The sequence below is a fragment of the Pseudomonas karstica genome, assembly GCF_009707515.1.
GTDB lineage: Bacteria > Pseudomonadota > Gammaproteobacteria > Pseudomonadales > Pseudomonadaceae > Aquipseudomonas > Aquipseudomonas karstica.
Window position 1 is genome coordinate 41,576 of record NZ_WLYI01000024.1, and the last position, 14,629, is coordinate 56,204.

Sequence of the window (14,629 nt, forward strand, 5' to 3'; positions counted from 1 at the left end):
AAGAGGCCCCGCATTGCGGGCAATGTCACTACTGTAGGAGCGAGCTTGCTCGCGAAAAATGTCAGCGATAACGTGTGCATCCTGGATGAACGCATCGCCTATGAGTTCTTCGGGTTCAAGCTCGCTCCTACAAAAAACCTTAACTGAACAGCATTGCCTGCATTGCGGGGTATTTTTTTCGATAGGGCGTTGAACTGTAAGGCAAAGGCTTGTAAAGTGCGCCCCGCAGCAACGTCAGCCCAACGGTTTCTTCTCCCCAAGAAGAAACCTGAAAGAAGCGCAAATCATTGTCTTAAAAGCAATTTAAAGGGTTGACAGGGGTTTTTAAAATTGTAGAATAGCGCGCCTCAGACACGCGAACGTAGTGATACGTAAGGGTTGAAGAGAAGGTAACAAGCAATAAAGTTGTACTTTGAAATATGTAGTTCCGTGATAGCTCAGTCGGTAGAGCAAATGACTGTTAATCATTGGGTCCCAGGTTCGAGTCCTGGTCACGGAGCCAATTTCAAACCGGGGTATAGCGCAGTCCGGTAGCGCGCCTGCTTTGGGAGCAGGATGTCAGGAGTTCGAATCCCCTTACCCCGACCATATTTGGGTCGTTAGCTCAGTTGGTAGAGCAGTTGGCTTTTAACCAATTGGTCGTAGGTTCGAATCCCACACGACCCACCATTTTTGAGACCAGCCAAGGCTGGAATCGAATCTTAAGATCAGAGGCCAAAAGCACTGATCGAAGAAGGCGACTTGAAAAGGTCGCCTTTTTTTTACCGGGGTATAGCGCAGTCCGGTAGCGCGCCTGCTTTGGGAGCAGGATGTCAGGAGTTCGAATCCCCTTACCCCGACCATATTAAAAATCCTCGTATCGAAAGATACGGGGATTTTTTTTGTCTTTTGAAACTGATCGTTCCCACGCAGCGTGGGAGCGATCAGAGGTCAGAGATCAGTGCAATTTAAGGCGCGGCTCCGTTCCACGTCCAATCTTGCTGCCCAGCATCAGCATCGCCGTTCTGAAGGCGCCGTACAGCGCCACCTGGTGCATGCGATACAGCGACACATAGAACATTCGCGCCAGCCAGCCTTCCAGCATCACGCTGCCTGTCAGATTGCCCATCAAGTTCCCCACGGCCGAAAAACGCGACAACGAGATCAGCGAGCCGTAGTCGGTGTACTTATAGTTGGGCAGGCTCTTGCCTTCAATTCGCAGCTTTAGCGATTTGGCCAGCAAAGACGCTTGCTGGTGAGCCGCTTGTGCCCTTGGCGGTACGTTATGATCGGTGCCCGCTTGCGGGCACGCCGCGCAGTCTCCAAAAGCGAAGATATTTTCGTCACGGGTGGTTTGCAGGGTTGGCAGTACCTGCAGTTGGTTGATGCGGTTGGTTTCCAGGCCGGCAATATCCTTGAGGAAGCCTGGCGCACGAATGCCTGCCGCCCAAACCTTGAGGCTGGCGGGGATCACCTGGCCACTGCTGGTGATCAGGCTATCGGCGGTGACTTCGCTCACTGATGAGTTGGTCATCACGGTCACCCCAAGCTTCTCCAAGGTTTTATGCACAGGCGCGCCAATACGCTCTGGCAAAGCAGGCAATACCCGTGGGCCGGCTTCGACCAGGGTGATGTGCATGTTTTCCGGTTTGATCCGGTCCAGGCCATAGGCCGCCAGCTCGTGGGCGGCGTTATGCAGCTCGGCCGCCAGCTCAACCCCGGTTGCTCCAGCGCCGACGATTGCGACACTGATCTGTTCTATGGCGTCAGTCTGCCCCGCGTGGGCGCGCAGGTAGTGGTTGAGCAGTTGCTGATGGAAGCGTTCGGCCTGTTTGCGGGTATCGAGGAACAGGCAGTGTTCTGCCGCGCCTTGGGTGCCGAAGTCGTTAGTGGTGCTGCCGACGGCGATGACCAAAGTGTCATAGCCCAGCTCACGGGCAGGCACCAATTCCAGGCCTTGTTCGTCGAGGGTCGCGGCCAGTTGGATTCTTTTCTGTGCACGATCGAGCCCGCTCATGCGTCCCAGTTGGAACTCGAAGTGGTTCCATTTGGCTTGTGCGACATAATTGAGTTCGTCTTCCGAAGAATTCAGCGAACCGGCGGCCACTTCGTGGAGCAGCGGTTTCCAGATATGGGTCAGGTTGGCGTCTACCAATGTGACGCTGGCGATACCGCGCTTGCCCAGAGTTTTACCCAGGCGGGTAGCCAACTCCAGGCCGCCGGCGCCGCCGCCGACGATAATAATACGATGGGTCATGGGGATATCTCACAAGGCTAAAGGAAATCGGTGCAGTTACCCTCGCGAGCGCCAGGCAGCTCATAGCGTCAGGTAACTCAAAAGGCGGCTCAGCAAACCCAGGCCGATCACTGCAATCAGGATTACACCGAGGAGCAGCCATGGCCGAAAAGGCCGGCGCTCGACTCGATTCTGAGGCAGTTGCAGGTACTGTTCGACATGTTGTTGGTCGTCGGGGTTCAAGCGGCTGGTCATAATAAGGGCCTCGTCAGGTAGACGTTGCGAAAGGAGTGAACGTTACAGTGGCGCGCTCTGCTGTAGTACCTAAGCATAGTGTTGAACCGCGCGGTCTGTGTTCACCGGCTATCGATAGGCCAATGAGAGGGGTTCTTTGTATCATCCAGCCTGGAGTTTCGCCATGCTGGTGAAGGCTTACAGGCTGATACCGACGTCAAAGACAATGCTGCGTCCCAGGTTATTGCGCAGGAAATCCGGAGCGTCCGGATGGGCGAACAATACCCTGGCAAAGGTCGGGCCCACCAGTGACAGCGAGCGCCAGCCCTGGCGCAGGTATTCGGTAGGCGGCGGGAAGTGGCTATTGAGGTCCAGCACTTCGCGTTTGAGGCTGGCGAAGGCAATGATGTCCAGTTCCCCCAAGTCCATCCCGCGCTCCTTGTAGTTGTGGGCTTTCTTGCGCAGGGTTGGTGCCAGGCGCAGCAAAAACTCATGGGCGGGGATGCGCTTGGGCTTGGCTTCGCGCCTTACCAATTGGCTCAGGGAAAAGGCGCTGCGTCGGCGTAGCAGTTCGTCGCGCCATTCGTCATTCAGGCGTCGGCCTTCATCCAGGACGAAGAAAACTTCGAAGCTGGCGTCGCGAAACAATACATCCGGCGGTTCCTGCCCGGCGGCGTGAAACTCTTCGGCGCGATAGGGCACGTTCAAGCCTTGCAGCAGGCGTTGGCAAACCCAACGCTCACGCTCCCATTTGCGGGCATTGGACAGGAACGCATTGGCTTGTTCGGCCGCTATGGTGAGCAGGCGCAAATAATCTGAGTCATCCATGGTTCCAGCTTAGCGCCCAAATGATGACTGCAGGAAGTCCTGGTGCGGTTGCCGGTCACTGGAGCCAGCGGGAGGTCGGTGTAGACTGGCCATTCGACAAGTCCCCCTGGCATAAGGAGCGCGTGGTGAAGGTTTATGCAGTGCTGTTCCCTTTGTGGGCCCAAGCCTTGGGGCGGGTGCAGCCGTGATCAGTGCGGCAGTGCTGGCACCGGCAACTCTCAGCATCGGCTGGTTGTGCTATACGCCGGTGGTGATGTGGGCCATTTTTCGTTCGCCCTGGGTCGAGTTGTTTGCCGACCGGCGGCGCCAGCATTTGCTGTTTGGCACGGTGTTCGCGCTATTCATGCTCTGGTTGGTGCGTCGGGATTTCGAGACCGGTGTGTCCTACCACTTTATTGGTATGACTGCCGTGACGTTATTGCTCGATTGGCCCCTGGCAATTGTCGGTGGGTTGGGCGCTCAACTCGGCCTGGTATTACTCGGTCGTCAGGATTTGGCGGCAGTGGGCATCAACGGCATGTTGTTGGTCCTGTTGCCGGTTCTGGTTACCGAAGGTTGCGCACTACTGGTGGAGCGGGCGCAACCGCGTAATCCTTTTGTGTATATCTTCTGCTCCGGTTTTTTTGCAGCGGCTCTGTCGGCGTTATTGTGCCTACTGGCGGGCCTGGGCCTGTTGTGGTTCGACGGCCGTTTCGCGATGCCGGAGTGGCTGCAGGACTTTGTCGGTTACTTATGGTTGATGATCTTTCCCGAGGCCTTTATCAACGGCATGGTGATCAGCGCGTTGGTGGTGTTTTGCCCTGAGTGGCTGGAGACTTTCAACCGTACCCGTTACCTTTCGGCGCCCTGGAAGGATGATGACTCGCGTCCCTGATCCGGGCCTGAGCCTACGCACCCTGCTCTGTGTGGTGGTGCAACAGAGCACGGGTGTGCGTGCCCTGAGGGCCAGCAGGACTACGGCTTTATGCGCCCTTAGTGAGCGCGTGGGGGCAAATCGTCCGAGAACAAATCATCTTCGGCGTCCGGGCTGACAGGGATCTTGTGTTCTTCCGCTGCCCAGGCTCCCAGGTCGATCAGTTTGCAGCGGTCCGAGCAAAATGGTCGGTTGGCGTTGTTGGTGTTCCATTCCACGGGGGCGCCGCAGGTTGGGCATTCTACGGTCAAGGGTTGGCTCATGATCGGCCTCCACGCAAAGTAAGGTAAAAATGGTGCAGTCGTTCGACCTCGGCGTGCAGCCGGGTCAGGTTCTGGTCATTGACCAGTACATCGTCGGCCTGGCGCAGGCGGTCCTCACGGCTAGCCTGGGCCTTGAGGATTGCCTGCACTTGCTCTGCGCTGATGCCATCGCGCTGCAGGGTACGCTCAATCTGCAGCGATTGCGGCACGTCGATCACCAGGATGCGCTGGGTCGTGGCGTATTGGCCGGATTCGATCAGCAGCGGCGACACCAGGATCGCGTAGGGCGACCGGGCGCGGGCCAGGTGACTGCGAATCTCCTCGGCAATCAGCGGGTGCAGCAGGGCTTCAAGCCAGAGACGCTCTTCGGGGACTTCAAAGATCAGTTGGCGCAACGCAGCACGGTCCAGTCGGCCGTCGGGCAATAGCACGCTGGCACCGAAATGCTCGGCAATGCTCGTCAGCGCCGGGCGCCCCGGCTCGACCACCCAGCGGGCAGCGTGATCGGCGTCCACCAGGTCGACGCCCAGGTCGATAAAGTGCTCGGCCGCCGCACTTTTGCCGCTGCCGATGCCACCGGTGAGGCCAAGAATCCAGGGTGTTGCTACACAATGGGTCATCTGAAACCGACAGACTGCAAATAGAAGTCGGTTATTTGACCACCCCAGAGCAATGCAATCCAGCCGGCAATTGCCAGATAAGGTCCAAAAGGTATCGGTATCGATGTTTGGGCGTTACGTAAACGTAGCAGCGCGAGCCCTGATATCGCCCCCACCAGCGAGGCCAGCAACAGCGTCATCGGCAGGATTTGCCAGCCGCCCCAGGCGCCGAGCATCGCCAGCAATTTGAAGTCTCCGTAGCCCATGCCATCCTTGCCGGTGATCAGTTTGAACAGCCAAAACACCGACCACAGGCTCAGATAACCGGCAGCTGCGCCCCAAAGTGCATCCGATGGTGCGACGAACAAACCAAACTGATTGAGGATCAGCCCCAGCCAAAGCAAGGGCAGCACCAATACATCTGGCAATAGCTGGTGATCGCTATCGATCAGGCTCATCGCCAGCAGGCCCCAGCTCAATAACATGATCCAGCCCGCCTGCCAGCCAAAGCCGAAATGCCAGGCCACGTAAGCTGAGATCAGTGCGCACGCCAGCTCGGTAATCGGGTAGCGCGGGCTGATCGATGCACGGCAATGGGAGCAGCGGCCCTTGAGTAGCAGATAACTGAGCAGGGGAATGTTTTCCCAAGGGCGAATCGGCTGGGCGCAGTGCGGGCAACAAGAGTGAGGCAGCAGCAGATTATAGGTCGGGCCTTTCGGTTCTGCGGGGAGCTCGAGGATATCGAGAGCCTGGGCGCGCCATTCTCGGGCCAGTATCTTCGGCAGGCGCCACACCAGAACGTTGATAAAACTGCCGACGATCAGGCCGAGCACCAGTGCGCCCCCTACGAACAGCCACGGCTGATGGTTCAGCGCTTCACCCAATGACATGTTCAAAGTGCTGTACCGAGCTGGAAGATCGGCAGGTACATGGCCACCACCAGTGCACCGACAATACCGCCAAGCACCACCATGGTCAGCGGTTCCATCAGGCTGGTGAGGTTGTCCACCAGATTGTCGACGTCTGCTTCATAGTGGCTGGCAACCTTCTCCAGCATGCTGTCCAGAGCGCCCGATTCTTCGCCGATGGCGGTCATTTGAATGGCCATGCTCGGGAAGAGGCCACTGACGGCCATGGTTTGATTCAGTTGCATGCCTGTTGATACGTCCTGACGCATACGATTGATTGCCTGTTTGAACAGCCCATTGCCGGCGGCACCGGCCACCGAGTCCAACGCCTGCACCAGCGGGACCCCGGCTGCGAAAGTGGTCGAGAGCGTGCGGGCATAGCGGGCGACAGCCGATTTTTTCAGCAGTGTGCCTGCCAGCGGGACTTTCAACAAACCGGCATCAAGTCGTTGACGAAAGTCAGGTGAGCAACGATAAGCCTGGCGCAGTCCGAGAGCGCCGGCTCCCAGGCCCATGGCCAACGCCCACCACGCTTGCTGCATGAATTCCGACAGGGCGATGACCATCAGTGTAAAACCCGGTAGTTGCGCATCCACTCCGGCAAACAGACCCTGGAACTGCGGCACAACGTGAATCAGCAGGATCGCGCTGACGAGGGTGGCGACTATCAGTACCATCAGTGGATAGGTCATGGCCTTTTTGATCCTGGCCTTGAGTTGTTCATTCTTTTCCAGGTGGATGGCCACGCGTTCGAGCAGTGTTTCCAGTGCGCCGGCCTGCTCGCCTGCTGCGATCAGATGACAGTACAGTTCATCGAAGTGCTGCGGCTGTTTCTGCAGGGCTGCTGCCAGGCTGCTGCCGGCTGCGATTTCCTGTTTCAAGCCTTGTACCAGTACCTGCAGGTGCCGGCGCTCAGAGCCGTCGATGATAATGTCGAAGGCTTGCAGCAAAGGGATTCCGGCTTTGAGGAGGGTTGCCAACTGTCGGGTGAACAGAGCGATATCCAGCGGCTTTACGGGCTGGCGCAAGCTCGACAAGGTGCGGGTTCTTTTCCACACCCGGCCAGGGTTGATCCCCTGTTGACGCAACTGCACCTTGATTAGCGCAGGTGTGCGCCCGCGGGTTTCCCCGGACACTTTGCGACCTTTGCGGTTGGTGCCTTCCCAAGCATAAATCACTGACACATCGGTCATTCCATGGCCTCATCACGGGGGTACAACATTCAAGAGTCCTTCATTTATTTCGCCATACCGTGCACGGGCATATTTAGAGCTTAGTCAGGGGATAGTGTCGGAAAGAACAGTGACGGGTGAAAAATGTCAGATTGTGCGACTTGTACGGGATTGGCCCTGCCGGGGTGAGTACACTGGCGCGGTTACTGAGGACTGGGTGCAGGATGTGCCTTGCTGTGGGGTTTGAGCCCCGTTTTATTCTGGAGAGTGAGCGTGATGCATCAGAAAGGTTTTACCTTGATCGAATTGTTGATCGTCGTGGCGATCATCGGCATTTTGGCCACTATCGGCCTGCCCATTTATACCAAGCATCAGGCCAAGGCCAAGTTCACGGCGGGGCTGGCAGAGATTTCCGCGCTGAAGGCCGGGTTTGAGGACACGCTCAACCAGGGCACTGCGCCGACCGTGGAGTTGATCGGCGGCCAGCGTTCGACAGCCAATTGCAAGATCGATGCAACCGGTGATGTCGCCACGGGTGTTGGCACCATTACCTGTGAAATTCTCGATGCGCCGGCACCGGTGCTGGGCAAGATCATCACTTTGACCCGCGATACCAAGACCGGCTGGAGTTGCATCACCAACGCCGAAGAACAGTACGCAGCGAAAGGCTGTACTGCTGGCGGGGTGTGATCAAGCATTTGCCTGGGGCGAGCTCGCCCCAGGCTTGCTTGACTGACCCGCGTCAGGTCAAGCCCGATCCCCATGGTCCACAAGGACGTTGAAAGCACTTATGTGGTTATCCGTGCAGCAGCGAGGAAACGTGTTTCTGGTGGTGGCCGCCTGTCTGCTGGCACTGGATATCGGCACGCCGTTCAGCGGTCATGACTGGCAGCGGGTGGGGCAGATCGCCACGGGGCTATGTGCGTTGATGTATGGCTTATCCTGCACGTCTGCAACGCGCCTGGTCGATAGGCCAACTGCACTTGGGTTGTTGCTGATCATTGGGTTGGGCCTGCTTTCTTCCTTGCTCGCCCATCAGCCGCTCTGGGCTTTCACCGAACTCGCGCTGGTCATTACTTGTGCCAGCATCGCGATGGCTTTCGCCCAGGTCAGGCGCAACGGTGATGAATCCCTGGACCGGGTTTTGATCCTGGCCGTGTGCCTGCTGTGCCTGATCAAGAGCTTTCAATACCTGTATGCCGGTGTGTTGGCGTTTACCAGCGGCGAACCGGTATTGAACACCGACCTGTTGCTGTCCGGGTTTTCCAACAAGCGTTTCTACGGGCAGTTCCAGACCTTTACTTTGCCGCTGCTGGCACTTCCATTGCTTGTGGCAAATATCACGCGGCCAGTACGTGCAGCCGTGTTTGCGTTGTTGTGTATCTGGTGGCTGATCGCAATCAGCGGTGGTACGCGCGGGACATGGCTGGGCATGGGCGCGGCCGGGGTAGCAGTGGTGTTTTTCGGATCATTTGGCCGTCGCTGGCTGGCCTGGCAATTGGCTGCGGTGTGTTGTGGCTTGATGCTCTATTGGTTGCTGTTCACGGTACTCACGAGGTATCTGGGAATCGATGTCAGCAACTTCGCAGGCGAGCGGCTCACGACGAGTCTTTCAAGTCGTGGTCCCCTCTGGGAACTTGCCCTGAACATGATTCACGAGCGTCCGGTGCTTGGCTTGGGACCGATGCATTTTGCTGACACGGGTAACGCCATCGCTGCCCATCCGCACCAGGCAATCTTGCAATGGGCCAGTGAATGGGGTGCGCCATCGACACTTTGTGTGGCGGTGCTGGCTTTGCGGGGAGGTTGGGCAACCATTAGAGTGCTTCGCGATCGTGCGCTTTGCTCGGCACCCGTTGACCTGCTGCGCCTTTGTCTGTTCGCCGCCCTGATCGGGGCCATGACCCAAGCCATGGTGGATGGTGTATTCGTGATGCCTAATTCCCAACTCTGGCTCGCGCTGGTGGTGGGATGGTTGATGGCGTTGCATGTATGGCGAACCCCGTTGGCCACCTCCAAGCCTCTATCCCGGGCTTGGGCAGTTGCCAGCCTATTGGCCATCGGCTTGCTGGTGTTCGTCGCGATCCGTGACGTGCCTCACCTGACGGAGCGTATCCAGCATTACGCTGGTGTCAGCAAAGTGCACCTGCAGCCACGCTTCTGGGCCCAAGGCGTAATTGCACTCGAAAAGCAGTGAGTTGCCGGACGCCCAAGGCAGTGCTAGCTTTAGCCCACTGCCCGTGTAGCTCAGTTGGTAGAGCAGCGCATTCGTAACGCGAAGGTCGCAGGTTCGACTCCTGTCTCGGGCATAAAGGCAACACAGTTTTCAGATGATCCCAGAATGGTTCTGAAGGCCAGACGAACCGGTATTCATGCCTGTTCTTTTGTATCTGCGCAACCTTGATGACCCAGATGCATCCCCATTCCTTGATCAGCGAGAACAACATGACCATAAAAGAAATGACCCAGGAAGCGCGGCATGAAGCAGCCCTGAAAAAGTATGTCTCGGAGTCGCCGGAGCTCCTAGATGAGATCAAGGACCTGAGTGCCGATGATCAGAAAGACCAGATTCAATGGGCGTTCGAGGATGAGGCCGAAGCCCAGGGCCTCCAGCCATGGGAGTTGACCCTCAAATACACCTCTACCCCTGAAGCGTTCGAGGCGGCACGCCTGGCTTTGCACAAAGAAGCGGCCGAGGTGTTGGGTGTCGATTGGAACGAATACTGCGGGATGAATAATCTGGCGATTTGAGCGGCAACTGTAGGAGCGGGCTTGCTCGCGAGAAGCCTGGATGCCCATGGGGTACCAAGCTTCTCACGCCAGCGTGGCGACCATCGTGAGCAAGCTCGCTCCTACATTTTAAGCGCCTCAGATACTCAGCCGCATTGATAGATCCACCGCCTTCACATCCTTGGTCATCGCGCCGATGGAGATGTAGTCCACCCCGGTTTCTGCGATGGGCAGCAGCGTATTTTCATTAATCCCGCCACTGGCTTCGAGCTTGGCCTTGCCGCCGTTCAGGCGCACGGCTTCGCGCATGTCCTCCAGGCTCAATTCGTCGAGCATGATGATATCGGCGCCTGCCGCCAGCGCTTCACGCAGTTCTTCCAGGCTTTCCACTTCAATTTCCACCGGCTTGCCCGGCGCGATTTTGTGGGCGGCAGTAATGGCCTGGGCAATACCACCGCAGGCAGCAATATGGTTTTCCTTGATCAGGAACGCGTCATACAAACCGATACGATGGTTGTGGCAACCCCCGCAAGTCACTGCGTATTTTTGCGCCAGGCGCAGGCCTGGAAGCGTCTTGCGGGTATCCAGCAGCTTGACCTGCGTGCTGGCGACGAAGTCCGCCAGGTATTGGGCGCGCGTGGCAACGCCTGACAACAGTTGCAGAAAGTTCAGCGCGCAGCGTTCGCCGCTAAGCAGGGAGCGGGCTGGGCCTTCGAGATGAAACAGCACCTGGTCGGGGCTGACGCGTTCACCGTCGCGAACCTGCCAGTGTACGGCGACTCGCGGGTCCAGTTGGCGGAACACGGCCTCTACCCAGGCTGTACCGCTGATGACGGCAGTATCACGGGTGATGATCGTGGCTTTGGCCAGCCGCTCGGCCGGGATCAGTTGCGCGGTGATGTCGCCGCTGCCGATGTCTTCCAACAATGCGCGTCGCACGTTGGCTTCGATTTCGGCGGTCAGGTCGGCGAGACGTAGGTTCGGCATAACGGGCTCCACAAACTAAGTGCCTCGATTATAGAGGCAGGCCGTGCTCTAACCCAAGGTGCCAGGCGCTACCGGCGAGCAATCGGTGCTTTTTACAAGGCCACTACAGAGTTTGCTGGCGCAATCGCGCCAAGTGATCGCATCCAATGGGTCGAACGCGGCATACTGGGCCACCTCAACCTGGCTCAAGGAACCCTGTATGCAGTTGGACCCCGCCAGTGGTTGGTGCCATGGCATCCGTCATTGCCCATCGCCTAACTTCAATGAACGCCCCGGCGGTGAGATATCCCTGCTGGTGGTGCATAACATCAGCTTGCCGCCAGCGCAGTTCGCCACGGGCAAGGTGCTGGAGTTCTTCCAGAATCGTCTGGATGTCACGGAACATCCCTACTTTGAAGGTATTGCTGACTTACGGGTGTCTGCGCATTTTCTGATTGAGCGTGATGGCGCTGTCACGCAATTTGTTTCCTGTCTCGACCGGGCCTGGCATGCGGGCATATCGAGTTTCGAGGGGCGTGAGGTCTGCAACGATTTCTCCCTGGGAGTCGAACTGGAAGGCACGGATGACTTGCCCTTTACCGATGCCCAGTACCAGTCCTTGATCGAGCTGACCCGCCAGTTGTTGGCGGCTTATAAGGGCATCACCCGCCAGCGCATTTGTGGCCACAGTGATATCGCCCCAGGACGCAAGACGGATCCTGGATCAGCTTTTGATTGGGCACGCTTTCGCGGCGCCTTGCAGGATGGAGGACAAGCACAATGAGTTTTCTGGTGTTGGTGTTGGCGGTGTGGGTCGAGAAGTTTTCGGCGTTGCGCCATAGAGTACAGCGCGACGGCGGCTGGTTGCGCGAACTGGCCAAGCTCGAATCCAGCGAGCGTCTGGGCAAACAGCCGTGGCTGATTCTGCTGCTGTTGGTGCTGTTGCCCGTGGCAGTGTTGGGGCTGTTGCTATTGGTGTTGGAGCCGGTGGCCTATGGCTTGCTGGCATTGCCGGTGCATTTGTTGGTGGTGATTTATGCGCTGGGGCGTGGCGATCTATTAGCCGGGCTTGGACCGTTTCGTGACGCTTGGCGTCGTGGGGACCTACAAGCGGCCGAGCATGTGGCCGAACGTGACCTGAACGTCGGTGCCGACAGCGGCGAACAACTGCTGGAGCGGGTCCAGGGCCATTTGTTATGGCAGGCCTATCAAAGCTTCTTCGCGGTGATTTTCTGGTATTTCCTGCTGGGGCCCGTGGCCGCCCTGGCTTATCGTCTGCTGGCGCTGGCCAGTGAGCACGGCAAGAATCCGCTGGTGGTGGAGCGTGCGACACAACTGCGGCATGCCTTCGACTGGTTACCGGTGCGCTTGTTGGCGGCGAGTTTCGCCTTGGTGGGCAATTTTGTCGCGGTCAGCCGGGTGATGCTCCACGAACTGCTCAGTTGGGATATCAGCGCGGCGCAACTGGTGGAAAAAGTAGGTCTGGCAGCCGGTGAAATCCCGCCACCGGTAGTCGGTGTCGATGGCATCATCAGCCTGGACCGGATCTGGGAACTGCTGCTGCGCTGCGCAGTGTTGTGGTATGCCGGCTTTGCCCTGTGGACCGTTCTTCCTTGATATACATCGCGTAGTCGCAGCCTCGTACCTCGGCAGCGGCTACGATCGTTAAGTTACAAAACTCCTTTGATTGAACGATATAGGTATGGTGCCAAATAATGGCTATTTGCCTTATGTCTTGTTCCCAATAAAAATAAAAAGGGAGCTTTTTTCGTCGCCATAATGGGTGAAAATTTATTTCACCTTATCCACGTGCAATCAATCCGCTCGGGATTTACCAGTTGAACAGCTCACGGCTGTTACGGGTGCTCGCCTCGGCCAGCGCTGACGGGCTGATACCCATTCGCTCGGCCAGCGCTGTGCAGATGTCGGGCAAGTGTTCGGGGCTATTGCGCTGGCCGGCGTACATGACGGGCGCCATGTCCGGCGAGTCGGTTTCCAGTACCACCGAGTTCAGCGGCAATAGGGCAATGACCTTGTGCATGCGCAAGGCTTGAGGCCAGGTTGCGGCGCCGCCCAGGCCCAGTTTGAAACCAAGCTTGCTGTATTCGCGGGCTTCTTCCAGGCTCCCGGCGAAAGCATGGATGATGCCTCCCCGGGAAGGGCGAATACGTTTAAGGGTCGCGATTACCGCCGCATGGCTGCGCCGAACGTGCAGTAGCGCCGGCAACTGGAAGTCCACCGCCAGGTGCAATTGGGCCTCGAACAACACCTGCTGGCGTTCGCGGTCCAGGTGTTCGAGGAAGTAATCCAGGCCGATTTCACCCACCGCGCACAGCTGGCGATGGCCTTTCAAGCGAGTCAGCCAATCTCCCAGTTCCGTCAGGTCGGCTGGCCGATGGTCATTGAGGTACGCCGGGTGCAGTCCGAAAGCCGCATACAAATCCGTATCTTCGTGCACCAGGTTCCATACGCGTTGCCAGTTCTGCTGATAAACCCCCAGCAGCACCATGCGCCGCACACCCAATTGGCGACTGCGACTGAGGACGTCACTGCGATCAGCATCGAAGGCAGGAAAGTCCAAGTGCGTGTGGCTGTCGATCAGCTCCACGCTCAGGCCTCGTGAATTCGCTGCTTGAAGGTCCGGCTGATCCCATGGACTCCCGGTTGGTACTGCTGTTCTTCAATGGCCGCCAAAGCCAGGCGCAACGCGGTTTCGGCCATCAACTGATGCTGCTGGGACATGGCGTTGACCGGCAACGGCAGGAAGTCCAGCAGTTGTGTATCACCGAATGTCCCCAGGCGCAGTGGCCGGGACTGCAGCGGGAAGTCGTGCAGCGCGTCGAAGACGCCTTGCAGCAGTACGTAGGACGTGGTTACCAACGCCTCGGGCAAATGCCCAAGGCGTTGCAGTAATTCTTCCATCAGGTGTCGGCCACAGTCACGGCTGAATGCCTCGCCCTGTTCGATCAACACTTCACCGTTGAAGTCTTTCAGCGCGTCCTTGAAACCGGTGGCGCGTTCCTGGCTGATGCTCAGCTCTGGCCGGGCACCGATCAGTACAATTTGCCGGGGCTCGGGGCGTAGCAGGCTGCTGGTCAACTGCCGGCATGCCTGGCGGTCATCGCTGACCACCGAGCAGAACTGCGTAGGCTCCATCACCCGGTCGATGGCGATCACCGGCAGGCCTTTGGCCTGCAACTCACGGTAACTGTCGTCGTCGGCCGGCAGGCAACTGGCAACGAACAAAGCGTCGCAGCGCCGTGCGCGGAACAGTTGCAGCAACTGGCGTTCGCTGTCGGCATCGTCGTCGGAGCTGGCGATCAGCAATTGATAGCCGCGCGCCCGGGCACCTTGTTCCAATAGCTTGGCGATCCGTGCGTAACTGGGGTTTTCCAGGTCCGGCAGGATAAAGCCCAGGGTACGGGTGTGCCGGCTGCGCAGCCCGGCGGCCTGAGGATTGGGCGTAAAGCCATGTTCTTCAACCACCGCCCGCACCCGTTCGACGGTTGCGCTGCTGATGCGTTGTTGTATGGCCTTGCCGTTGATGACATAGCTGGCGGTGGTTACAGACACACCGGCCAGGCGCGCGATATCACTGAGTTTCAAACCGGGATTTCCTTGTTTTTCAGAGCTTGCCCCGACATCTTGTCCAATCGTACCCGATTCCAGTAGACGACTATTGTCTCTGCTCAAGCGTCGAGCGGCTCTTCAAGCCCGATGAATTAACATGTACTCTGCCATGATCTCTAGATTAAACGTTTCAGCAGGCGTATTTTTTCGATTATCGCGACTGGTTTTTTT

General features: G+C 57.9%; 17 protein-coding genes and 5 tRNA genes. 12 read left to right on the forward strand and 10 right to left on the reverse strand.

Going from position 1 to position 14,629, the window contains the following annotated elements; translation table 11 throughout:
- Window positions 1–426: 426 nt before the first annotated feature.
- The 4 genes from GIR22_RS17535 (at window position 427) to GIR22_RS17550 (ending at window position 842) form a co-directional block, all read left to right on the forward strand.
- A tRNA-Asn gene (locus tag GIR22_RS17535) sits at window positions 427–502 on the forward strand.
- A gap of 9 nt (window positions 503–511) precedes the next feature.
- A tRNA-Pro gene (locus tag GIR22_RS17540) sits at window positions 512–588 on the forward strand.
- Window positions 589–593: 5 nt separating this feature from the next.
- Window positions 594–669 (forward strand) — tRNA-Lys (locus GIR22_RS17545).
- 96 nt (window positions 670–765) lie between these two features.
- A tRNA-Pro gene (locus GIR22_RS17550) sits at window positions 766–842 on the forward strand.
- Between the two features lie 95 nt (window positions 843–937).
- Here GIR22_RS17550 and GIR22_RS17555 read toward each other — a convergent pair.
- The 3 genes from GIR22_RS17555 to GIR22_RS17565 form a co-directional block, all read right to left on the reverse strand.
- The gene (locus GIR22_RS17555) at window positions 938–2,236 is read right to left on the reverse strand and encodes an NAD(P)/FAD-dependent oxidoreductase (RefSeq protein WP_154744565.1); all 1,299 of its coding nucleotides are present in this window, start codon (window positions 2,234–2,236) and stop codon (window positions 938–940) included.
- Window positions 2,237–2,296: 60 nt separating this feature from the next.
- The gene (locus tag GIR22_RS17560) at window positions 2,297–2,470 is read right to left on the reverse strand and encodes a DUF3094 family protein (protein WP_154744566.1); all 174 of its coding nucleotides are present in this window, start codon (window positions 2,468–2,470) and stop codon (window positions 2,297–2,299) included.
- Window positions 2,471–2,647: 177 nt separating this feature from the next.
- Entirely contained in the window at window positions 2,648–3,277 is a 630-nt protein-coding gene (locus GIR22_RS17565) for a DUF1780 domain-containing protein (protein ID WP_154744567.1), read from the reverse strand.
- Between the two features lie 20 nt (window positions 3,278–3,297).
- Between GIR22_RS17565 and GIR22_RS17570 the strand changes: the two genes are divergently transcribed.
- On the forward strand, window positions 3,298–3,465 hold the full coding sequence (locus tag GIR22_RS17570; protein WP_154744568.1) for a hypothetical protein: 168 nt from the start codon (window positions 3,298–3,300) through the stop codon (window positions 3,463–3,465).
- Window positions 3,462–4,151, forward strand: coding sequence for an energy-coupling factor ABC transporter permease (locus GIR22_RS17575; protein WP_178122330.1), 690 nt, complete (start codon window positions 3,462–3,464; stop codon window positions 4,149–4,151). Before GIR22_RS17570 ends, GIR22_RS17575 begins: the two co-directional genes overlap by 4 nt.
- A gap of 98 nt (window positions 4,152–4,249) precedes the next feature.
- Here the strand turns inward: GIR22_RS17575 and yacG are convergent, their stop codons facing one another.
- The 4 genes from yacG to GIR22_RS17595 are packed head-to-tail and all read right to left on the reverse strand — an operon-like array spanning window position 4,250 to window position 7,153.
- Window positions 4,250–4,453, reverse strand: a complete 204-nt coding sequence (gene yacG, locus GIR22_RS17580) for a DNA gyrase inhibitor YacG (RefSeq protein WP_154744569.1) — start codon at window positions 4,451–4,453, stop codon at window positions 4,250–4,252.
- Window positions 4,450–5,073: a dephospho-CoA kinase gene (coaE, locus tag GIR22_RS17585; RefSeq protein ID WP_154744570.1), complete on the reverse strand. Its 624-nt coding sequence runs from the start codon at window positions 5,071–5,073 to the stop codon at window positions 4,450–4,452. The genes yacG and coaE overlap by 4 nt, the downstream gene beginning before the upstream one ends.
- A complete protein-coding gene (locus GIR22_RS17590; protein WP_154744571.1) occupies window positions 5,070–5,942 on the reverse strand; it encodes a prepilin peptidase in 873 nt (290 codons plus the stop codon). The genes coaE and GIR22_RS17590 overlap by 4 nt, the downstream gene beginning before the upstream one ends.
- Before the next feature lie 2 nt (window positions 5,943–5,944).
- The gene (locus GIR22_RS17595; protein WP_154744572.1) at window positions 5,945–7,153 is read right to left on the reverse strand and encodes a type II secretion system F family protein; all 1,209 of its coding nucleotides are present in this window, start codon (window positions 7,151–7,153) and stop codon (window positions 5,945–5,947) included.
- A 255-nt stretch (window positions 7,154–7,408) separates the two neighbouring features.
- Between GIR22_RS17595 and GIR22_RS17600 the strand changes: the two genes are divergently transcribed.
- The 4 genes from GIR22_RS17600 to GIR22_RS17615 all read left to right on the forward strand — a co-directional run bounded on the left by GIR22_RS17600 (window position 7,409) and on the right by GIR22_RS17615 (window position 9,883).
- Window positions 7,409–7,822: a pilin gene (locus GIR22_RS17600; RefSeq protein ID WP_154744614.1), complete on the forward strand. Its 414-nt coding sequence runs from the start codon at window positions 7,409–7,411 to the stop codon at window positions 7,820–7,822.
- 100 nt (window positions 7,823–7,922) lie between these two features.
- A complete protein-coding gene (locus GIR22_RS17605; protein ID WP_154744573.1) occupies window positions 7,923–9,329 on the forward strand; it encodes an O-antigen ligase family protein in 1,407 nt (468 codons plus the stop codon).
- Window positions 9,330–9,368: 39 nt separating this feature from the next.
- Window positions 9,369–9,441: transfer RNA gene (locus GIR22_RS17610), tRNA-Thr, on the forward strand.
- A gap of 136 nt (window positions 9,442–9,577) precedes the next feature.
- A complete protein-coding gene (locus tag GIR22_RS17615; protein ID WP_154744574.1) occupies window positions 9,578–9,883 on the forward strand; it encodes a DUF6388 family protein in 306 nt (101 codons plus the stop codon).
- Window positions 9,884–10,000: 117 nt separating this feature from the next.
- On the opposite strand, the gene nadC is transcribed toward GIR22_RS17615, so the two are convergent.
- Window positions 10,001–10,849 carry a carboxylating nicotinate-nucleotide diphosphorylase gene (gene nadC, locus GIR22_RS17620; RefSeq protein ID WP_154744575.1) on the reverse strand — a complete coding sequence of 283 codons (849 nt, stop codon included), beginning with the start codon at window positions 10,847–10,849 and terminating at the stop codon, window positions 10,001–10,003.
- A 199-nt stretch (window positions 10,850–11,048) separates the two neighbouring features.
- Between nadC and ampD the strand changes: the two genes are divergently transcribed.
- On the forward strand, window positions 11,049–11,612 hold the full coding sequence (gene ampD / locus GIR22_RS17625; protein ID WP_154744576.1) for a 1,6-anhydro-N-acetylmuramyl-L-alanine amidase AmpD: 564 nt from the start codon (window positions 11,049–11,051) through the stop codon (window positions 11,610–11,612).
- Window positions 11,609–12,445, forward strand: coding sequence for a regulatory signaling modulator protein AmpE (gene ampE / locus GIR22_RS17630; protein ID WP_154744577.1), 837 nt, complete (start codon window positions 11,609–11,611; stop codon window positions 12,443–12,445). Before ampD ends, ampE begins: the two co-directional genes overlap by 4 nt.
- A 214-nt stretch (window positions 12,446–12,659) precedes the next feature.
- Here the strand turns inward: ampE and GIR22_RS17635 are convergent, their stop codons facing one another.
- Window positions 12,660–13,436: a TatD family hydrolase gene (locus GIR22_RS17635; RefSeq protein WP_178122331.1), complete on the reverse strand. Its 777-nt coding sequence runs from the start codon at window positions 13,434–13,436 to the stop codon at window positions 12,660–12,662.
- Between the two features lie 2 nt (window positions 13,437–13,438).
- Window positions 13,439–14,434, reverse strand: coding sequence for a catabolite repressor/activator (gene cra / locus GIR22_RS17640; RefSeq protein ID WP_154744579.1), 996 nt, complete (start codon window positions 14,432–14,434; stop codon window positions 13,439–13,441).
- Between the last annotated feature and the right edge of the window lie 195 nt (window positions 14,435–14,629).